Here is a 19,595-nt window from a genome sequence, read left to right as displayed (position 1 = left end):
GCCTCCGCCGCGTTTTACTGTTCTACCAGTGTACCGGGAGCGTCCTCTCAGGCAGCCACAAACGCCACGTATTTTGCGTTATTTCAAAGGCGGGAGTAGGCTAAATTGTCTTGTGAATACGGTCTGCTCTACTGGCCGGGCGCATCGCAGGGCGTATTACACAGACGAAAGGACCCTCATGAGCGCGCAAAATTCCAGCACTCAGACCCCTGCCCAAGATACGCACAGCGAATCCGATATTCACGCCAGATTATTCCCGATCCTGGCGCGTGTAGCATCCGTAACTGCGGTGCTCATGTACGTCTTTTACTTCCCGCAAATTATCGGCAATATCAACGGCCATAAGGGCGACTGGATTCAGCCGCTCGTTGCCGGCATTAACTGCACACTGTGGGTGGCATACGGCTTGTGGCGCGAGAAGAAAGACTGGCCCATTGTGATTGCGAATGCGCCCGGCATTATTTTTGGCGGTACGGCAGCCATCACCGCGCTCATGTGATTTTATCCGCTAGAATTTCTATTTTTAGCACTATTATTGTGGGTATATGACTTCTCCTCAGCTTTCCCTCACAGACGCCGAACTCGTATTTCAGACTCGTAACGATCTGATCGAGACGACCCACCACGGTATTGTGGTGGTGCTCTCCCCCGAAGGCACCACCGATCTTGCCCTCGGAGACATGAGCCAGCCATTCTTTGCCCGCTCGGCACTCAAGCCACTGCAGGCTATCGGCACGCTCAAATCGGGGGCGCCGCTGCGTGGCGCGCAGGTAGCGATCGCGTGCGGGTCGCATCAGGGAACGTTCGAGCAGATGCGCGCGGTTCAAGACGTGCTTCAGGGTGCCGGTGTTGATGCGACCGCCCTGCTCTGCCCCACCGCCTACCCCACTGATGCGCACGCGCACGAACAGATGGTACGCGCGGATTTGGCGAAGACTCCGCTTGCGCATCCGTGTTCGGGTAAGCATGCCGGGTTTCTGTGGGCGTGTGCCGCGCAGCTGGACCGCTCGGTTGTAGACCCGGAGTCGCGCCAGTGGACAATGAAGGATTACTGCGACCCTGAGCATCCACTGCAGCGCATGATTGCTGAGGAAATCGCGAGTTTTACGGGCGAGCCTGTGGGCACATCGGGTATTGACGGATGCGGTGCCCCCGTCGCGGCGGTCTCAGCTCTGGGTTTGGCGCGTGCCTATTCGACGCTCGGTGCGGCGATTCGTAATATGGATGCGGATGCGCGCGCCTCAACCGTGGCGACCGCAATGGTTGATTACCCCGAGTTGATCCAGGCCCCGGGCATGCCCGATACGGTGTTGAGTGAGCAGCTGGATGCGGTCGTCAAGAGCGGCGCCGCCGGGGTATTGTGTGTGGGCCTGCGTTCTGGCGCGTCTGTGGTCGTGAAGATTTCCGACGGCGCAACCCGTGCTGCCTACCCGGTAGCGCTGTGGGCTCTGGAAGCTACGGGGCATCTGCCTTCCGAGCAGGTGCAGCAGCTTCTTCCGCAGGTGACTCGCCCCGTGATTGGCGGCGTTCAGGATAATGCACCCCGCGAGGTTGGAGGCTGGGTGCCCGGCGCGGATCTGGAGCCGCTGGTGGGTGAGAGCGCGTGAGTGTGCGCCGTCGAGTTTCGGAGGCTGACGGCGCGGCGGCCTTTGCACAGGTTAGACAGGTTTTTGATACTGTGCTTTCCGGAGAAAAACCGCTTATTAGTGCAGAAAATCGAGCCGATATAGAACAAGCGTTCGCTCGTCTGCCGCGCGGTGTGCGCGCTACCGTCGTGCGGTACGCCCTCGAAGAACTCGCCACGCTCGCCCCCGGCAACAGCGTGGAGGTTCGGGTTCCGCCCTACGGAGTTACCCAATGTATTGCCGGACCTCGCCATACCCGCGGCACCCCGCCGAGCGTAGTCGAAACGAGCGGGTTCATCTGGTGTGCGCTGGCTGCCGGTGCCCTGGTTTGGGACGATGCGAGCGCATCCGGACTACTGACCGCCAGCGGTGAACGCAGCAACTTATCCCGCTACTTCCCGTTGTTCTAGGCGCCGAGCTACCTGACAACGGCACCTCAAGTCTTAGCGTGCACGCCCTAGAGCAGACAACACTCCTTCAGCCACGTTTTCCGCACCCCGCTGTCGTCAAGAGTCATGAGGCAACACATATTAGAGATGCGTGCCGCCGGTAGCGTCAATAACCTGACCGGTCACCCATCCCCCGTCTTCTGAGGCCAGAAAGCTAACCACTTTCGCGATATCTTCGGGCTGTCCAAGACGACCTAGGGCAACATCTGCTGTTACGCCGTCAATAGCTTCTTGATTACCTCGCAGCCAGTCGGCGTTGATGTCAGTATCCACAACACCGGGTGCCACCGCATTCACCGTAATGCCCCGTGAGCCTAGGTGCTGCGCGAGAGTAAGCGTGAAGGCGTCAATAGCACCTTTCGTGAGGGCGTACCCAATAATTTCTGGGAAAGCTATACGCGTTACGCCGGATGAAATGTTGATAATCCTTCCGCACTCACCCATACGAGGCAATGCCTCTCGAACAATGAAGTAGGGAGCGTTAACGTTGATGGTCTGCTGAAGCAGAAAATCGTCTTGGCTAAAGTTTTCAATCGTTCCGCGTAAGGTAATACCGGCGTTATTCACCAGAACTGCAATGCTCGCAGGGTCAATACCGGCTTCTAGGGCTGCAGTATCGTGCGCTTCCCAAAATTGGGTTCCTATATCGGGCACCGCCAGATCTGAGCTGAACGCGTATGCTTTTCCACCCTGCTCCTTTATAGCGGAAACCGTTTGAGCAGCGGCGGCACTGTGCGAGCCGTAATGAACTCCAACGACAAAACCATCTTGTGCAAGGCGGATAGCAATCGCTCGACCGATCCCGCGGCTGGCACCTGTTACAACTGCGATTTTCTGAGGGTTGATGTTATTCATACACACTATACTTTCATTCATTTAACGCTCATTACAAGAATAGTCGCAAACTGAGGCATATCTCATACCTAGAACACCCCTTACCAGCGCTGAATCCCAGCCGCATTGCCCGAAGGATCCGCACAGACGCCACTAGAATAGTAGGCAGGGAGGTACACTAATGAGCGGCAAACCTGGGCAGGGGCGAAAGTTTCACTTAGAAGATGCCCTTGAAGCAGCAATGATAGTGTTCTGGGCGCGTGGATATGAAGGGGCTTCCATGGCAGAGCTGACCCGCGCCATGGGAATCAAAGCCCCGAGCTTATATAAAGCATATGGGTCTAAAGAAGATCTGTTTTTCTCTGTAGTAGATCATTACAACTCCACTCATGGCTCTTTCATATCCTCCGCTATGGCTGAAGAAAAAGACGGACTGGCTATGCTCAGGCGCATTCTTTTGGAAGCCGCAGAGCATTACCCCTCAAAGCAATACCCTGGCGGGTGTCTTGTCATTAGCGCGGCGGTTTCGGTCACCTCTGCCCATGAACATGTTGCACAAAGGCTTGCCAGCATGAGGAACGACAATATTCGTCTGATGTCTTCGCGCGATGATGTTTCAGAAGATATGGCACGATTTACCGCCGCCACTTTACAAGGTATGAGTCAACAGGCACGAGACGGCGCAACTTCTGATGAGCTCAAGCGAATCGCTCAACTTGCAATATCGGCCCTTGAACATGAAGCACGACTTTTAACGACTACTCCCTAACACACAGCTCAGGGCGATCGTCCACGCTCTGGCAGACGACATTCCTTCAGCCACGTTGTCCGCATCCCAGCGTCGCCAAGAATCATTAGGCAGGATTTACCCCAAAAGATAGACTTGAAGACATGAGTAGCGCACACACACCTTCTAATTCCCACTCTGATTCTTCGGAACCGGAATCCCCCACGCCCGAAGCTGAAGCATCCCCTGAAACCGAGGTTGAGTACTCACAGGTGCGGGTTCGCCGTGCCCCGTCGGTGGTAGCTTTCATGATGCTGGGGCTCGTCATCGGGCTTATTGCGGCATTTATTTCGGTGATCGTGGGTCCAGGCGATCCGTCATATTCTGAAACATCGGTGTTCGGTGTTATCGCGGTTATTTACGGTGCCGTCGGTGTGGCGTTGGGCGCCCTCGTGGCCCTGTGGCTTGACCGCCGGTCCCTCAAAAAGTCCGTAACGGCGCGAGTTGAACCAGAGTCTAAAGAAGAGGATGAATAGAAGCGAGCGGCGCATCCTAAAACGCTTGACGCAGCCGCACGTGACATATTCATCACCCCTGCGGGCGTTAAATTTCGTAGCGTGCACCACAGGGTAGCGTGAAAGAGGGTAGACTAGAAATGTCTGTGTACTCCCCTCTGAGGGTACGGCTGCTCAGCGGCTCACACACCCGCGCGCAGACAAGACTTTCCCGCAGTCCCAACGTCGAAAAGATGTGAATTGATTCGTCCTGACGGAAAACTCACTCACGATCTCGATCCGATAGACCACGGACCCAAGGACGCCTGCGGCGTATTTGGTGTCTGGGCTCCCGGTGAGGACGTGGCAAAACTAACCTACTACGGCCTGTATGCACTGCAGCATCGCGGGCAGGAATCCGCCGGTATCGCAACGAGCAACGGCAAGCGCATCCACGTGTATAAAGACATGGGGCTGGTGTCTCAGGTTTTTGATGAGGCCACGCTCAGCTCTATGCCGGGCGAACACGCTATCGGACATGCGCGCTACTCCACGACCGGCGCATCCCATTGGGCGAACGCTCAGCCGACCCTGGGCACCACCCCGCACGGTACGCTTTGCTTGGCGCATAACGGCAACCTGACGAACTCGGCTGATCTTTACGATAAGCTGCTGCAGAAAAACGGCGGAAAGCCCCCGGCGTTTGGTGAGCTGGCTCAGGGTAATACGACCGATACCGCGTTGGTAACCGCGCTTTTAGCCGAGCACGATTTTGATTCTCTAGAAGAAGCCGTTCTCGATCTGCTGCCCACCCTGCGAGGCGCATTCTGCCTCACGTTCATGGATGAACAGACTCTCTATGCGGCGCGTGACCCGCAGGGCGTTCGCCCGCTGGTGCTGGGGCGTTTAGAGCGGGGCTGGGTGGTTGCCTCCGAGACTGCGGCACTCGATATTGTGGGTGCATCCTTTGTGCGCGAGGTTGAACCCGGCGAACTTATTACGATCGACGAAAATGGCTTGCGTTCACACCGTTTTGCTGAGGCAAAACCCGCCGGATGCGTCTTCGAATACGTCTACCTGGCTCGCCCGGATACCACGATTGCGGGGCGCTCTGTCTACGAATCTCGCGTGGAAATGGGTCGCCAGCTCGCCCGTGAACACCAGGTCGAAGCCGATTTGGTGATGCCCACGCCAGAATCCGGCGTCCCTGCTGCCATCGGCTACGCCGAGCAGTCCGGCATTCCTTACGGTAACGGTCTAGTCAAGAACGCCTATGTGGGGCGTACCTTCATTCAGCCTTCGCAGACCATTCGCCAGTTGGGTATTCGACTCAAGCTGAACCCGCTCAAATCCGTGGTTGTGGGTAAGCGCCTGATTGTCATTGACGATTCGATCGTGCGCGGCAACACTCAACGAGCCCTAGTACGCATGCTTCGTGAGGCCGGGGCGAAAGAGGTTCACGTGCGCATTTCTTCCCCACCCGTGAAATGGCCCTGTTTCTACGGTATCGACTTTGCCTCACGCGCAGAGCTGATTGCAAATGGTCTTTCGGTGGACGAAATTTGCGCTTCTCTCGGCGCCGATTCGCTCGGTTTTATTTCAGAAGACGGCATGATGGCGGCAACCGAGCAGCCCGCGAAAAACATGTGTACGGCCTGCTTCACCGGCAAATACCCGATTGAGCTTCCCTCGGAGGAGCGCCGCGGCAAATCGCTCTTCGATGCCGAAGAAGGCAAGGGCGGTCCGCTCGCCGGTAAGGCGGCGGAGGTAACCGTGGAACGACCGGTTCCTCATAAGCCCGAGCATGCGGAAGCCATCTCCATTGAAACCCGCACCGGTACCGATACCTTGGAGAATAAGTTCGATACCGCCGCGCTTCCGGTGGTTCAGGCGCAGGCTGGCTCTGGCGCATCCGCATCCGTCGAGTCTGTTCAGGAAGCTCAACAACCGGCATCGGGCATGTGCAACCCCGGTCCCGATGCCGATCTTGAAGCGTTTTTGACCGAGGAAGACTTGGTTCCCGCACACGTTAATTCACGCCCTATAACCCCGAAGGACTAATACACCCATGAGCGAAAACAGCACCTCTGTAACCTATGCAAGCGCTGGCGTTGATGTTGAGGCGGGCGACCGCGCCGTCGAGTTGATGAAGGATGCGGTGAAGGCAACTCACAACGCTTCGGTAATTGGCGGTGTGGGCGGTTTTGCCGGGCTGTATGACCTCTCGGCCTTGTCCTCATATCGCAAGCCCTATTTGGCGACCTCTACGGATGGTGTGGGCACGAAGGTTGCTATCGCGCAGGCACTCGATATTCATGACACGATTGGCTACGACCTAGTGGGTATGGTCGTGGACGATATTGTGGTGTGCGGCGCGAAGCCCCTTTTCATGACCGATTATATTGCTACGGGTAAGGTCGTTCCCGAGCGTATCGCCGATATTGTGCGGGGTATTGCCGGGGCTTGCAAGGTTGCCGGTACCTCGCTGGTGGGCGGCGAGACGGCGGAGCATCCGGGGCTTTTGGCTGAACATGAGTACGATGTTGCCGGTGCCGCAACCGGTCTGGTGGAGGCCGATGAGCTGCTCGGTCCAGACCGCGTGCGCGAGGGCGATGTGCTGATCGGTATGGCATCTTCGGGTATTCACTCGAACGGGTACTCGCTGGTGCGTAAGGTGATCGATGTGGCGGGCTGGGACTTGGATCGTCAGGTGGACGAGCTCGGCCGTACTTTGGGCGAGGAGCTTTTAGAGCCTACTCGCGTGTATGCGGCGGACTGCCTGGATTTGGCGGCTGCGTTCCCGGTCAATGGTACCGACGGGCAGACCGGTCACGGTATTCGCGGGTTCTCGCATGTGACCGGAGGCGGTCTCGCCGCTAATCTGGCGCGTGTTTTGCCGCAGGGCTTGGAGGGCCGCGTGGATCGTTCAACCTGGCAGATTCCCGCGATTTTCTCGCTTATCGGTTCGCTCGGTCAGGTTCCGCTCGCCGATTTGGAGCGCACCCTGAACCTGGGTGTGGGCATGATTGCGATTGTTGATCCTGCGGTGGCGGATGCTGCGGTAAGTCGCCTGAATGAGCGCGGTATTTCGTCCTGGATTATGGGGGATGTGGTGAAGGCTGGCGACCCTGAGTTGAATAACCCTGACTATGTGCAGGGTGCCAAGGGCGTTGATGGAGGCGCAGTGCGGCTTTACGGCAGCTACGCGGTCTAGCCTGCGCTCTGACAGGGTTTTACGCTGTAGCGCCCTGCCCTATATCTATAAAACGCGAGCGGATGATTTTTGACGAGACAAATCATCTGCTCGCGTTTTGTGTAAGGCTTCAGCGAGTTTGAAAGACGACGAGCTAATTTTGTGCAGACTTTAAATCTTCACTCAATACTTGGTGAGCTATCATTCATACTTGCGGAAAACTTTAAAGTATTTCAAGACCCTAAATCTCGTATACCAGATAGTGTGATGTATATTAAATACACTATTATTTTCTCCGAAAGAATAAATTAGACCCTAATTTTACCGTGCAAAATCAAGGATTTCACCAATATTTTAATAGTAAAACTTTATGTGTAAATATATTTTAGTGCGAAATCTATAAAAATATTTTGAGTTGAAATACTTTCAAGATGCACTTTTTCAAAACGCCCTATATTCTATTTTTTGATGACGAGTTCAATCACAAATTCGCCATCACATATATTCACTCACACATAACTGAACATAGGACATTTCATGTCACTCATCGAACACCCTACGGTGAAGCGGACCCGCATAGCGGCGCTGAGCGTAGCGGGTATCGCATCCCTGATGGTAGGGCTCTGCGCACCGTCCGCTCACGCCGCACCCGCATCACCGGTATCAACGAAGACCGGAATTCCTGCATCCTCACAGACTGAGGATATTCTGACTGCAACCTCGGTGCAGCAGCAGGAACAGGGCTATGACCGCTTTATCATCAACTATGCCGACCAGGCCAAGAACAACCTTGATATCGCGGGACTGGAATCTGGCGAATACTCCGAGTTTGTGCCCGAACTCTACCAGGGCATCGAGAAGAGCGTAAATTCGCTTGACGAGCTCCTCGGCGTTAAAACCACCTATGTGCGTGATACCGCACAGAATGATTCGGTGGTCTCTCTATCGAAGCCTCTGAATGCGCAGCAGGCAAAGCAGTATATGCAGACGCTCGCCGAGAACCCGCAGGTGGACTCGGTCGAGCCGGATCTCAAACGCCAGCCCACTGGTAGCCTCCCCGGCTCGGACAAGGTCGATTTCAACGATCCTAAGATGTCACGCCTGTGGGGTTTCACCACCATCAAAGCCGACTATGCACTGAAGCACGCGGGGGATCACCAGGTGACCGTTGCCGTGATCGATACCGGCGTTACCAAGCATTCAGACCTGGATGAGAATGTGTTGCCCGGCTATGATTTCGTGTCGGATGCTTCAGCTGCGCGCGATGGCAACGGACGCGATAACAACCCCCAGGATGAAGGCGACTGGACCACTGAAGGGCAGTGCGGTTCTGGGGCAAAAGCCACCAATTCAACCTGGCACGGCACCCATGTTGCGGGGACTATAGCGGCCGTTGGCAACAACAGCATCGGTATTACCGGGGTAGCTCCGAAGGCCAAGATTGTGCCGGTGCGCGTCCTGGGTGCCTGCGGCGGCTACGACTCAGACATTATCGATGGGCTGATCTGGGCATCCGGTGGGTCCGTGAGGGGTGTACCCGCGAACCAGCACCCCGCACAGGTTATCAACATGTCTTTGGGCGGTGCCGGGAAATGCTCGCGCACCTACAACCGTGCTATCGAGTCCGTGAACAAGCGCGGCAGCATCATCGTAACCTCCGCCGGAAACTCAAATCAGAATGCTTCGGCTCAGATTCCCGGCAGCTGTGACGGCGTGATTAACGTGGGCGCAAGCAACCCTGAAAATTCACGCGCACGCTACTCCAACTACGGCTCGACCGTTGCCATCAGCGCCCCCGGCGGCGATTTTAGGCAGTCGGGTGTGGGCGTTCTTTCGCTGGTGAACAAAGGCAAGACTGTTCCCGAAAAGGAAGATTACGCCGAATATGAGGGTACCTCGATGGCGGCTCCTCACGTTGCGGGCGCGATTGCCATCATGCGGTCAAAATACCCGAACCTGAGCTACGAAAAGGCTCTGGATATTCTGAAATCCACCGCCAACCCGATCACCTGCGATCGTGACTATTGCGGCGCCGGCATTATAGATGCGGCTAAGGCGATGGATAAGGTCGATGAGCTCGTAGAATCGGAGAAACAGCCGAGCCCCGCACCGACTCAGCCCACACCGTCCGAACCCGCTCAGCCTGTACCTGCGCCGTCCGACAGCTCTACTCCGGCACCGACTGAGACCTCAAAGCCCGCGCCTGCGCCCACACCTACCCCAACGCCTGCGCCGAGCAAGCCTGCACGCCCGATTGGACCCCCGCCGTCGAAGCCGCTGCCCACGCTGCCTCCGTATGAGGAACAGCTGCCGGTTCTGCCGATCAAGCCCAAACCTTCGCCGAAGCCTACCAAGCCCGCACCGGTTGAGACTCCTAAGCCGAGCCCGGCTCCCGTAAAAGCCAAGAAACCCACGCCCGCACCTTCGGAGTCTTATAAGCCAGCGCCTCCTTCATGGTGGTACTGGTACGACTATCCGGGTCAAGGCTACTACTCCCCCAGCCCCTGGTACGATCCCTGGTCGGGATACGGTGCATGGAATCGCTGGGATTACGGATACGGTTCTTGGGGCGGTTGGGGATACCACCGCGGACACCGTGGAAGCTGGCACAACACCTCGTGGATGTACCGTTCAGGGCATCCGTGGTGGGCATCGTACCCCTACGGCTGGGGTAACAGCTACCGCGGCTACGGCTACTATAACGTAGGCTACCGCTACTAAAATCTCCTGACGGATAACACATAAAAAGGCTCTTGATATACATCAAGAGCCTTTTTAGTAAGAAGTGAAATAGAGAAAATATGTGCAATTTTAAGTCTACATAAAATTTTACTTTATGTGTGATGCATGTCTATGATATAGGACATCATACAAATCTCATCCATGCTCAACACACGGGGTTTTTATTTGAGTAATTGATGAGGGCAATAACCGCATCGCGCCTGTCTGCTCTGCACAATATGTAGCGACTATGAGGCATGATGCGGTGCTGCGCTGCTATGAGGCATAGTAGCCTCACAACCTTGAATATCTGGAGAACCCCATGAGTAAACACAGCCTTTTGCGGGCAAATATCCCTTTGAGACGCACAGTATTCGCGATAGGTGCGAACCAGCTGTCAGACGCTATGTCTTATATAAGTGTTCCCCTAATCATGCTGTTCCTCACCGGCTCCCCCGAAAACGCGAGTCTTGCCCTCTTTGCTACAGGTGTAACACGCATACTGGCGAGCTTCCTGACTGGAGTTATTGTCGACAGATATAAGCCCACATACACTCTTACGCTTTCATGCATGGGGCAGTGCATCACCTGGATAGTCCTAACCCTGTGTGTTCTCGCAAACGTCGGTTCTGTTCCAATTCTGATAGGCATCCTGTGCGTGATGGCACTGGCATCATCGTTCGATTACCCCAGCGAGCAGGCTATTATCGCACGGGTGGTGCCTACCAAACAGCTCGGGTACGCCTCTGGATTAGGAGAAACACGAGAATCTGCCGCGAACCTAATTGGCAGCCCGTTAGCGGGTCTACTCGCCTCCACTTCTTTGATTCTGACCGCTTGCGTGCACGCGTTTGTCAATTTCACAGCTTTTCTGGCGGCACCTAGTTCATCTACTGTTGTGCATGCCGAGCGTAAGCACCGGCAGGCAGGCAGTGAAACTACGGTGTCCGATACCGTCATCGATGCACAATCCAACGGATTTTTTGCCGACCTCGCCCAAGGGCTCATGTATGTTGTGAAGAACCGTGTTCTTGTAGCGATCGCATCTGTGACCTGTTGCGCGAACTTTGCCGCCACAGGACTGCCACTCGTCTTCATCTATTACTACGCGGAACAGGGTATTGCGGCCTACAGTATCGGTATTTTTGCCTGTGTTTTTGGCGCCGGAGTGCTCTTAGGATCCTTAGCAGTCGGGTGGATGACGGAGCGTTTCGCCTTAGGAACATTGGGTGTACTGGCGGTCGGGATGATGGTCATATGCTACATGACAGCGGCGTTCACCCACGACTCTTTTTGGGTAACCTGTGCGCTGATGCTTATTTCGGGAGTGCCGCTTCCTGCCTTCAATTCCAGTATCGTCGCGTATATCAATGCTTCGACTCCGGTAGATATGATAGGACGTGTACATTCGGCGCAGTGCATCCCTAATATGCTTCTAGCCCCTGTGGCGGCATTACTTGCCGGCATCATGTATGTGCAGTGGGGGATTTCCAGAACGGTTCTCTTTTACGGATCGTTTATGGTTTTGGCTTTGATCCTGATGCTCTCACAAAGAAGTCTTCGCACACTGCCTAAACTTTCGGAAATGGCGCCAGCTTCTGACTAAGTAATCCCTGTTCCCCTTCCCTATAAAAGGCTCGTTATTTGAATAACGAGCCTTTTATAGGGAAGGACCTACGCCGCAGGATGTTCTACAAAGAGTGCGTGGCAAGCTCGCGTGAGCGCTCGTTTTGTTCCGTAGTCTGCGGAGGCGGTGCTGGCAGGAAAACCCACCGACGCTGCACCGCGAAGCTGAGGGGAATCAAGGTCAGCTCGGTTAGGATCTTCGCCGCGAGGAGCATGACCCCGAAAGCGGTAAGGACCTCCATCAGCGCGGCGTTTGCAAGCAAAATCCCCACCGCTAAAATTGCATAGCGCCCCAGGGAAACCGCCCGCGAGGGGCGATCGGCACCGTCGTTCATGAGCATACGGTTAATACTAAAATTCGTCAGCGCCGAGATAATGCGCGCCAGCACAATCGCCGGAAGCAGGGCAAAACCCGCGCCTACGAGGGCAAAGAGGGCGAGCGCATCCACGATAAACCCGGTGCAGGAGGATACCAAGAATCCCAACAGCGGCGCGTAGATTCGTGCGGAATCGCGGATCGGGCGAAAATGACTGCTCGGGTTCCCCGGCTCATATACTTTCACGATGGGCAGCTCGATAAGCTCCACCCCGGCTCGGCTAGCACGAAGCAGCATTGAAAACTCGTATTCGTATTTATCGCCGCGCAGGCTGAGAGCCCAATCAATCATCTGTGTGGTAAACCCGCGAAGCCCTGTCTGGGTGTCGGCAATGCGAGTGCCCGTCGCCAGCGTAAAGAACCCGACAGTAAGCGCATTACCCAACCGGGAACGCAGAGGAACGGTGGGTTCGGTGACCTTGGCGCGAGTATCCTGCAGGGTGCGTACCCCCAGCACGAGGGCACGCGTACCGATGCTCGCCATTCGCTCGGTTTTAGCGCCCACTCGCAGAATATCGCGGGGTAAATGCTGCCCGTCAGCATCCGCCGTCACCACAATGTGATCGGGCCGATGCGTCCGTGCCCACGCCAGCCCGGTACGCAGGGCCGCCCCTTTTCCGCGGTTTGCAGGGTGAGTAATAATCGTGACGCCCCGAATCGCCAGCTCGGTAAAGATCGGCACGTAGGTGCTTCCCGAGCCGTCATCGACCACCAGGATTTCGGCGTGCGCATCCAATTCTGTAATCTGCTGCGCTAACCGCACGAGAGATTCATCCGGTTTATAGGCGGGTATCAGGATTATCATGATGCGCTCCCGGCAATGTACAGAATATCGCTGGTTCCGCGTTCTTTGGTGCCGCCCATCGGTTTATTGACTAGCTGGTTGTTGAAGACCATCACCGAGGATCCGCCGCCGTCTAGGTTATAGGCGCTCACGCATCCGAGTTCCTTGAACATATAAGCAAATTCGGGCATGGTGACTCCGCGCGAATACCCGTCGGAACGCCCATCGACCACGATAAATACGAGGTGGTTCTGACCGAGCACACCCACGCCGGTACGCGGCTGGTTGCCTTGAATGGAGTGGTTACCGAAGTTGGTATCGACCTCAACCTGGTCGATGCCGCTGACAACTTCTGAGTCCCGCACGAGCGCCGGTCCGAAGGAAAGCGTATTCCAGGCACCTTCGTTGAGGAGCTGCTGCGCGTTTGTACCGGTTTCGTCGTAGAGTTTGACGGAGCCGTCTTGGTAGAACGCGAGCCCTTCACGGGCGCCGGAATCACGGTATGCCACACCGTTGCGAATGACGATGCCGGTGTCACGGAATCCGTAATAGTCGCCGTTAATCGCCCAGATACCGTTGTGCTGCGCGGCGATATTGGAGGGCGTATCGATAATGTTTTGCCCGAATTTGTTGTTGGCGAAGGCTCCGCGCAGCAGGGTCATGGCGTTGAGTTTGATCTCTGCGGCAAAGGAAACGACCGCGTTGTTGCCGCTTCCTTCGGTGGATTTAGTAATGGTGATAGAGCCTTCGCTGGCGCTCAAGCCGTCAGAGGTGATCTTAACGTTGGTGAGTTCGCTGGGGCTTAAGGCACCGTCAGATGATGAATTATTATTCTTTGCTTGTTGTGATTTTTCATAGGCTACGGTGTCATCAATCTGCGTATGCTCGGCAAGATAACGATTATATGCCCAGCCAGCACCAACACCCGCGACGGCAAGGGTGCCGAGACCGCCTCCTAAGAGAACGCGCCTAGTTACTTTCTTTTTCTTGGGTTTCTGGGATGTTTCAGAAGTCTCTTCGACCTGTTCGGCTGGCAGTGTTGCGGTAGTATTTTCGTTCTTCATGATTCTAGAATGCGTGGCATTTCTCGTTTTAAAACATGAAGAAGCTATGTTTTAGCTATGTATGAGTATTCATTTCCGGGGATCGCCTCACCATTCGCATATACTCCACACAGCTTGATGCATTAGACGCAAGACCGTCTTAGTTCGTTTTCTATTTTGCGGGTTATTGTGCATCGGGCGACTTAAATAACCACAAAATGCACAATAACTCACAAAATAAGCCTGCCGCCTCTACGTGAATACGCACTTACGCGCCGGTGAGGTTATCGAGGTGCCGCTTGGTGACGGAGTCAAAGAGATCAAGGCTCTGTGCGGAGCGTGCTATCAGCTGCGCGCCCTGCACCGTGCAGAATAAGGACTCCGCCTCTGTCTGCGCGTGCTCGGGATCGTACCCGGCGTGCTCAAAACGCTCGGCGAGCCAGCGAATATTCTTAGCCTGAAAGTCTGCGGTGTTAATCTCGGCAGGCTCACGGTTTTCAGCTTGAGCACGTAGGGGCACGAACGTGGCATTGATATGCGTTCCCCGTTTCGCCGTCTTCTTGCCCTCTTCAGCATCGTGAGCGGATGCGCTCTGCCCCAGGGATTCCAGCGCCAGCATTGAGCAGAGGCAGAGTTTATAGCCCTGTTCCAGGTTCGCACGGTAGGGCTTCATATAGACTTCGAGTTCTTCGCGGAGGCTGTGTGCCGCATCCACGCCTTGGCGCAGCGTCTCAAAAAAGTCTGTGCTGTACTTTTCGAAGGCTGCACGCACGAGATCTGATTTCACAGGGAAATAGTAGTGAATGCTGGGTTTTTTGATGTTCATTTTGCGCGCTATATCTGCGTAACTGAAACCACTGACGCCGTTCCTTTGGATATAGTCGGTGGCTATGCGCACAATATCATCTTTAGTTCCCATCATTCTCTCCTTATGTGATCCTTAAAATCCCCACGACCGCCGGAGCGGGGGCTGCGATGCGAATTCACCTTGCCATCACTGCGGTAACCGAGGACAATTCCCGCGAGCGCGATTTCATTGTCGGGAATATCCGGGTGGGCACGGACCTTATTCGGGTATTGTACATTTTCGTAGGTGACACTATCGTATCCACACCGCAGGACGCCCGCCAACATCAGCATATGCGCAAACAAATCAACATGAAAACCAGTAGACCGCTCAAGCACGCCCGCAGAGTATACAAAAAACCGGCCCAAGCCACCCTGCAGGGTGCTTAAGCCGGTTCGCGTATGAGCGTAACGCTAGGCTCTACCGCTACACCTCATCATCATATTTGGCATATTTCTCTGCGTATGCCGAGTAATCATCCTCATCATCATAGCGACGAGAAGATGATTCGGAGGATTTAGTGTTCTTAGCGTTGAGCTCGCGCTCAAGTGCACTGTAGTCGGTTTCGGGGCTGAAGTATTTCATCTCCCGAGCCTGCCGTGTTGCCTTAGCCTTCTGACGGCCGCGCCCCATGGCGTGACCCCCTCTTTCCTCATGTCCGCAGCCACCACACCCAAGGCGCGCATAACCCACGGATCGCTCTCTAGTCTTTCCTATGTTCTAGGGTACCTTGTTTTACCCCTCAATGTCTTGTTGATTGACAGATTCATGCTCAGAAAATCTATCGAATCTTCAGTTTCTTCGCCCAAAACCCGGCGAATTATGCATAAGGTTTGGGCTCCACCTCGCGCATTATACGCTGATGTGGAGCCCAAACCTTTGTAGGAGCCTTCTATAAGAGCCGCGCGTAGCAACCCATCTCTACAAGCCCGAGACTCAAAGATTTTATCCCCAAGTCCCTGGGAACAACCCGCACTAGCTGGCTGTAAAGCTACCTAGCTCGGTCGCACCGGATGCCAACGACGCTTCGTTGGAGTCCACAGCCGATGTTGTAGTGTACACCGTGTAACTCTGACCCTTGACGATCGATGAGCTAGAGACGAGAACCAACTGCACATTCGACTTGGTGACTTTATAGTTAGCCACCACCTTACCAGATGAATCCGCTACTTGAACCGTGGATCCTTGCTCAAATCCGGAACTATTGGTCAGTTTCAGGTAGCCGCTCGTCGAGTTGGTGGAGGGAGCCTCGAACATATCTGCCGTGCTGCCGCTGAGAACCGTGGCACCGTTGAGGAGCAAGTCGCCGTTGGTATCCAGCGCAGCGTTACCGCCTTGGCTGGGACCGTTCACTATCAGCGTTCCTCCAGAAAGAGTTGTGACACCGTTCGAATCAACGCCGTCGCCCTCAGCATTGACGGTAATATTACCGCCGCTCACGTTGATTGCAGCATCGACAACCTCAAAGGTTCCGCCGCCACCACCGGGCATACCACCCTGCGGGGGCTGGCCCATCCCTTGCTGGCCGGTACCTGTAGTTCCGTTCTGAGACGTGCCGTCCTGGGCGTTACCGCCGGGCATTGCCGGAGGCTGACCCATGTTCTGGTTGCCTTGGTTCTGGGTGTTGTTCTGCTGCTGAGCTGTGCCTGAAGTTCCGTTCTGAGACGTGCCGTCCTGCGAGGTTCCAGACATCGCAGGAGGCTGTCCTTGCGGAGGCTGACCCGTCCCCTGCTGTTGTTGATTGGAGGTTTCGCTCTGTTGTCCACCCGGCAGGCTGCCCTGCTGCTGGTTGTTCTGCTGCTGATCGGCAGTATCAGAGGTGTTCGCGGATGAATCCGTACTCTCAGAATCGCTCGTCTTCAGCGAGGCATTCATGCCGTCATCCGCGCTCGTGACGTTTACATCGCCGCCAGAGACGTTGATGTACTGTGCCTCAATGCCTTCATCGGACTGTTCAACCGTCAGGGAACCCCCGGAAATTTCGACGACCCGAGAGGCTTTGAAACCATCATCGCCTGCATTCACGGTCACGGTACCGTTACTCAGACGGGTCCAGCCCTGCCCCTCGTCGGTGTCGTTAGTAGACTTGATGCCGTCCTGCTGCGCGGTCACGTTAATAGTGCCGCCTAGGATATCCACATAATCCTTGCCCTTGATACCGGTGTTCGCCGCATTGACTTCGAGGGTCCCACTGGCGATCACAAGGCCATCACTCGTGTGAATACCGTCTTCGTGGTTGCCGTTCACCTTCAGGGTGCCTTCACCCGCGATCGTCAGGTCGGCCTTGGAATAGACCACGGCATCCGGATCATCTTCCCCCGTTGCGGTGTAATCTGCGCCGTCGCTTATCGTATTGGTGGTGCCGGATGCGCTGTAAAGAATAACCTCGTCAGCGTTTACCACGTTCAGCGCGGCACCGCTGGAATTCGTGATGTTTGCGTTATCGAGAACAAGCCGAACCGCGTCGCTATCAGCAGTTTCAACCTTGATCTGCCCCTGGTATTCGCCGGAGAGTTTGTACGTGCCAGCCTTCGTGATGGTCAAGGTGCCGTCTTCAACCGTAACGCCGTCCGTTGCGGTGGGGTTTGACAGGTCAATCGCGGTTTCGGAGGAAGTGTCCCAGCTGAGGTCCTGTTCCGAATAGTGAGTATCGACGTCGAGTTTTTCGCCGCTTTTCACGTTGGTCGAGAATGACGAGCTACTGGCGGCAGTATCGGTGGCGGTTGCCGAGGATGTTGTCGCAGTCGTACCGACTGAGCTATCCGCCGCCGTCGTGCCAGAGGCGAGGGCGTTGCTCGTAGTTGAGCATCCGGTGAGCGCAAGCGCCGCGAGCAAAGTTACCGAGGTTGCCGAAGTCAGTATTTTTTTATTCATGGGGAAAGAATCACTTTCTATCTACACTGTTTGAGCAGTTTGTGAGTATTTTCAGGGTTTACATCCGAATTCTACGGGGTAACGGGTACCTACCGCATCAAATTCACGGGTTCCTGCAGGCTCCTGATGTATGTGTCGTGTGATAGAAGTTGGATTTTCTGATGCATATTTGTGGCGTGCACCGCCACCCGCGCCGGAGTTTTGTGTGATGGTTTTATCCTGCGCAGGCTAAAGGTTGGAATAGGATTCTCTCCTCTCGTTATGTTTTACAGATCAGGGGTTGATGCCGTGAAAGTTCCACGTTCAACGGCACCAGGTGCAAGGGTGGTGGTCTTCGGATCCACCAGCGTGGGTGCTAGGTAAAGAGTGTATTCTTGACCCTTCACGATAGAGGGATTCGAGAAAAATACTTGTTTAACACCCGGAGTAATCACCCGGTAGTTTGCAACGACTTGTCCAGCAGAATCTACTGCCTGAACAGACTGCCCTTGTGGGAAAGTATCGTTATCTGCAATTCGCAGATACCCATTCGTGGAGTCGTCGATCGGGCGCTTGAAAAGCTCTACACCACCGCCGCCAAATGAGATCCTGGCATCGTTACTTACAGTAATGTCACCATTTGGATCAATAGGATCATTGGCATCGTCCTGAGGGCCGTTGATCAGCAGCTCGCCTCCTGTATAGAACTCGTGTCCGTTAGAGTCCATGCCGTCAGCACCCACGTTGAGGGTTACATTTCCACCGGTCATGTTGATCACGGTATCAATAACCTCTGTGGTATCGCGGGCACCACCCAAGGGTACGGGGCTGGCATCCGGCTGGTCGCTGTCTTCCTTCTGATCCTCATACTCTTGATCGTTAGGCAGCTGGTCCTTGAGCGAGGCATTCACGCCGTCATTATTGCTGTTGATGAGCGTATTGCCGCCATGAATATTGACGTATTGCCCTTCAAGCCCTTCTTCAGACCCTTCGATGGTGAGCTTCCCGTCCAGAATCTCAAGGGTGCGCAACGCCTTGATGCCGTCGTCGCCAGCACGAAGAACAGTGTCACCGCCAGCCACGCGCGCCCATCCAAGGCCTTGTTTTTCGGTGTTGGTGGCTTTAATCGCGTCTTTTGCGGCTTCAATACGCAGGGTTCCGCCCTGAATATCCACGTAGTCCTTGCCTTTAAGCCCGGTCTTCGAGGAATTAATGTTGAGGGCACCGCCAGCAACAACCAGTCCTTTGGTGGTGTGCACCGTCTCGTCAAATTTACCGGCGATATTCAGCGTTCCATCGCCCGCAAGGGTTAGGTTAGCGGTTGAATAGATCGTAGAATCTGCTTCTTTTTTGCCCTGAACTGCGTATTCTGGGCCGTCACTGAGGTTATTGGTGCTGCCCCGGGACGTGTAGATGACGGCTTCGTCGGCAGAGGCAACGTTAATAGCAGGTCCGGTCTCATTCGTGATATTAACGCCGTCAAGAATGAGCTGAACTTTATCTGTCTTGGGGGCTTGAACCTTCACTTGCCCCGTATAGTCGCCAGACATACGGTAGGTTCCCCCCTTCGTAATCGTAATCGTGCCGTTTTGTTCGCTGACCCCATCGGTTGTGGTGGGATCTGCCAGATTCAGCGGAAGAACAGCATCCTGGTTCCAGGTCACGTCTTCTTGCGTAAAGTGAGTTTGCGCATTAATCTTTTCACCATTTTTGGTGTTCGAGGTGTATACGCCAGATTTAAGTTCCTTCCCCTGTTCCTGTGCGGTCACAGTGGCTTTGGAGTTATCAGGGTTCCCACTAATGGCGCATCCGGCAAATGCCAGCGATGCCGCAAAGGCGCATGTAAGAACAGATGTAAACCGGTTTTTGAACATCTCGAACGGGGTTCCTTGTCTGTAGGGATTAAGTGTCTCGGTAAAGAATGCCTCAACCATCCTACGCGAGAGGGTGGGGTTTCCAGAATGCCCTAACACGGTGAGCCTCTGGAAAAACCCCACCCTATTCTTGTACCGCGTTCTAAGAC

Annotated in this window: 16 protein-coding genes; 9 read left to right on the top strand and 7 right to left on the bottom strand. The window is 55.0% G+C overall.

The genetic code is table 11. From position 1 onward, the window contains the following. Positions 1 to 178 precede the first annotated feature (178 nt). From HMPREF2958_RS11130 to HMPREF2958_RS03670, 3 genes are read left to right on the top strand one after another with little or no spacing between them, the layout of a single operon-like run. The gene (locus tag HMPREF2958_RS11130; protein ID WP_083313689.1) at positions 179 to 499 is read left to right on the top strand and encodes a hypothetical protein; all 321 of its coding nucleotides are present in this window, start codon (positions 179 to 181) and stop codon (positions 497 to 499) included. A gap of 46 nt (positions 500 to 545) precedes the next feature. Next, positions 546 to 1,607, top strand: a complete 1,062-nt coding sequence (locus HMPREF2958_RS03675; protein ID WP_070696718.1) for an asparaginase — start codon at positions 546 to 548, stop codon at positions 1,605 to 1,607. Further along, entirely contained in the window at positions 1,604 to 2,035 is a 432-nt protein-coding gene (locus HMPREF2958_RS03670) for a sterol carrier family protein (protein ID WP_070696715.1), read from the top strand. Before HMPREF2958_RS03675 ends, HMPREF2958_RS03670 begins: the two co-directional genes overlap by 4 nt. 120 nt (positions 2,036 to 2,155) lie before the next feature. Here HMPREF2958_RS03670 and HMPREF2958_RS03665 read toward each other — a convergent pair whose 3' ends face one another. Continuing rightward, complete coding sequence (locus HMPREF2958_RS03665) at positions 2,156 to 2,929, bottom strand: SDR family oxidoreductase (RefSeq protein WP_070696712.1); 774 nt, start codon at positions 2,927 to 2,929, stop codon at positions 2,156 to 2,158. A 160-nt stretch (positions 2,930 to 3,089) separates the two neighbouring features. Between HMPREF2958_RS03665 and HMPREF2958_RS03660 the strand changes: the two genes are divergently transcribed. The 6 genes from HMPREF2958_RS03660 to HMPREF2958_RS03635 all read left to right on the top strand — a co-directional run bounded on the left by HMPREF2958_RS03660 (position 3,090) and on the right by HMPREF2958_RS03635 (position 11,649). Continuing rightward, positions 3,090 to 3,677 carry a TetR/AcrR family transcriptional regulator gene (locus HMPREF2958_RS03660; protein ID WP_070696710.1) on the top strand — a complete coding sequence of 196 codons (588 nt, stop codon included), beginning with the start codon at positions 3,090 to 3,092 and terminating at the stop codon, positions 3,675 to 3,677. A 122-nt stretch (positions 3,678 to 3,799) separates the two neighbouring features. Continuing rightward, complete coding sequence (locus tag HMPREF2958_RS03655) at positions 3,800 to 4,171, top strand: hypothetical protein (RefSeq protein WP_041321555.1); 372 nt, start codon at positions 3,800 to 3,802, stop codon at positions 4,169 to 4,171. A gap of 219 nt (positions 4,172 to 4,390) precedes the next feature. Next, entirely contained in the window at positions 4,391 to 6,190 is a 1,800-nt protein-coding gene (purF, locus tag HMPREF2958_RS03650) for an amidophosphoribosyltransferase (protein ID WP_070696708.1), read from the top strand. A 7-nt stretch (positions 6,191 to 6,197) separates the two neighbouring features. Continuing rightward, the gene (gene purM, locus HMPREF2958_RS03645) at positions 6,198 to 7,343 is read left to right on the top strand and encodes a phosphoribosylformylglycinamidine cyclo-ligase (protein ID WP_070696705.1); all 1,146 of its coding nucleotides are present in this window, start codon (positions 6,198 to 6,200) and stop codon (positions 7,341 to 7,343) included. A 516-nt stretch (positions 7,344 to 7,859) separates the two neighbouring features. Next, positions 7,860 to 10,043 (top strand): S8 family peptidase, encoded by a 2,184-nt coding sequence (locus HMPREF2958_RS03640; RefSeq protein WP_246828012.1) that lies wholly within the window; start codon positions 7,860 to 7,862, stop codon positions 10,041 to 10,043. A gap of 322 nt (positions 10,044 to 10,365) precedes the next feature. Further along, positions 10,366 to 11,649: an MFS transporter gene (locus HMPREF2958_RS03635; protein WP_070696702.1), complete on the top strand. Its 1,284-nt coding sequence runs from the start codon at positions 10,366 to 10,368 to the stop codon at positions 11,647 to 11,649. 85 nt (positions 11,650 to 11,734) lie between these two features. On the opposite strand, the gene HMPREF2958_RS03630 is transcribed toward HMPREF2958_RS03635, so the two are convergent. The 6 genes from HMPREF2958_RS03630 to HMPREF2958_RS03600 all read right to left on the bottom strand — a co-directional run bounded on the left by HMPREF2958_RS03630 (position 11,735) and on the right by HMPREF2958_RS03600 (position 19,545). Then, complete coding sequence (locus HMPREF2958_RS03630) at positions 11,735 to 12,850, bottom strand: bifunctional glycosyltransferase family 2/GtrA family protein (RefSeq protein WP_070696699.1); 1,116 nt, start codon at positions 12,848 to 12,850, stop codon at positions 11,735 to 11,737. Then, positions 12,847 to 13,893, bottom strand: coding sequence for a phosphodiester glycosidase family protein (locus HMPREF2958_RS03625; RefSeq protein WP_070696697.1), 1,047 nt, complete (start codon positions 13,891 to 13,893; stop codon positions 12,847 to 12,849). Before HMPREF2958_RS03625 ends, HMPREF2958_RS03630 begins: the two co-directional genes overlap by 4 nt. A gap of 247 nt (positions 13,894 to 14,140) precedes the next feature. After that, positions 14,141 to 14,791, bottom strand: a complete 651-nt coding sequence (locus tag HMPREF2958_RS03620; protein ID WP_246828011.1) for a TetR/AcrR family transcriptional regulator — start codon at positions 14,789 to 14,791, stop codon at positions 14,141 to 14,143. 354 nt (positions 14,792 to 15,145) lie between these two features. Then, positions 15,146 to 15,352: a DUF3073 domain-containing protein gene (locus HMPREF2958_RS03610; RefSeq protein ID WP_013397806.1), complete on the bottom strand. Its 207-nt coding sequence runs from the start codon at positions 15,350 to 15,352 to the stop codon at positions 15,146 to 15,148. 342 nt (positions 15,353 to 15,694) lie between these two features. Continuing rightward, a complete protein-coding gene (locus tag HMPREF2958_RS03605; protein WP_070696689.1) occupies positions 15,695 to 17,593 on the bottom strand; it encodes a carbohydrate-binding domain-containing protein in 1,899 nt (632 codons plus the stop codon). 266 nt (positions 17,594 to 17,859) lie between these two features. After that, positions 17,860 to 19,545, bottom strand: coding sequence for a carbohydrate-binding domain-containing protein (locus tag HMPREF2958_RS03600; RefSeq protein ID WP_246828010.1), 1,686 nt, complete (start codon positions 19,543 to 19,545; stop codon positions 17,860 to 17,862). Between the last annotated feature and the right edge of the window lie 50 nt (positions 19,546 to 19,595).

It is taken from the genome of Rothia sp. HMSC036D11, assembly GCF_001814205.1.
Lineage (GTDB): Bacteria > Actinomycetota > Actinomycetes > Actinomycetales > Micrococcaceae > Rothia > Rothia dentocariosa.
The sequence above is the reverse complement of the archived record's forward strand: the minus strand, read 5'-3'. Positions and strand labels throughout refer to the sequence as shown.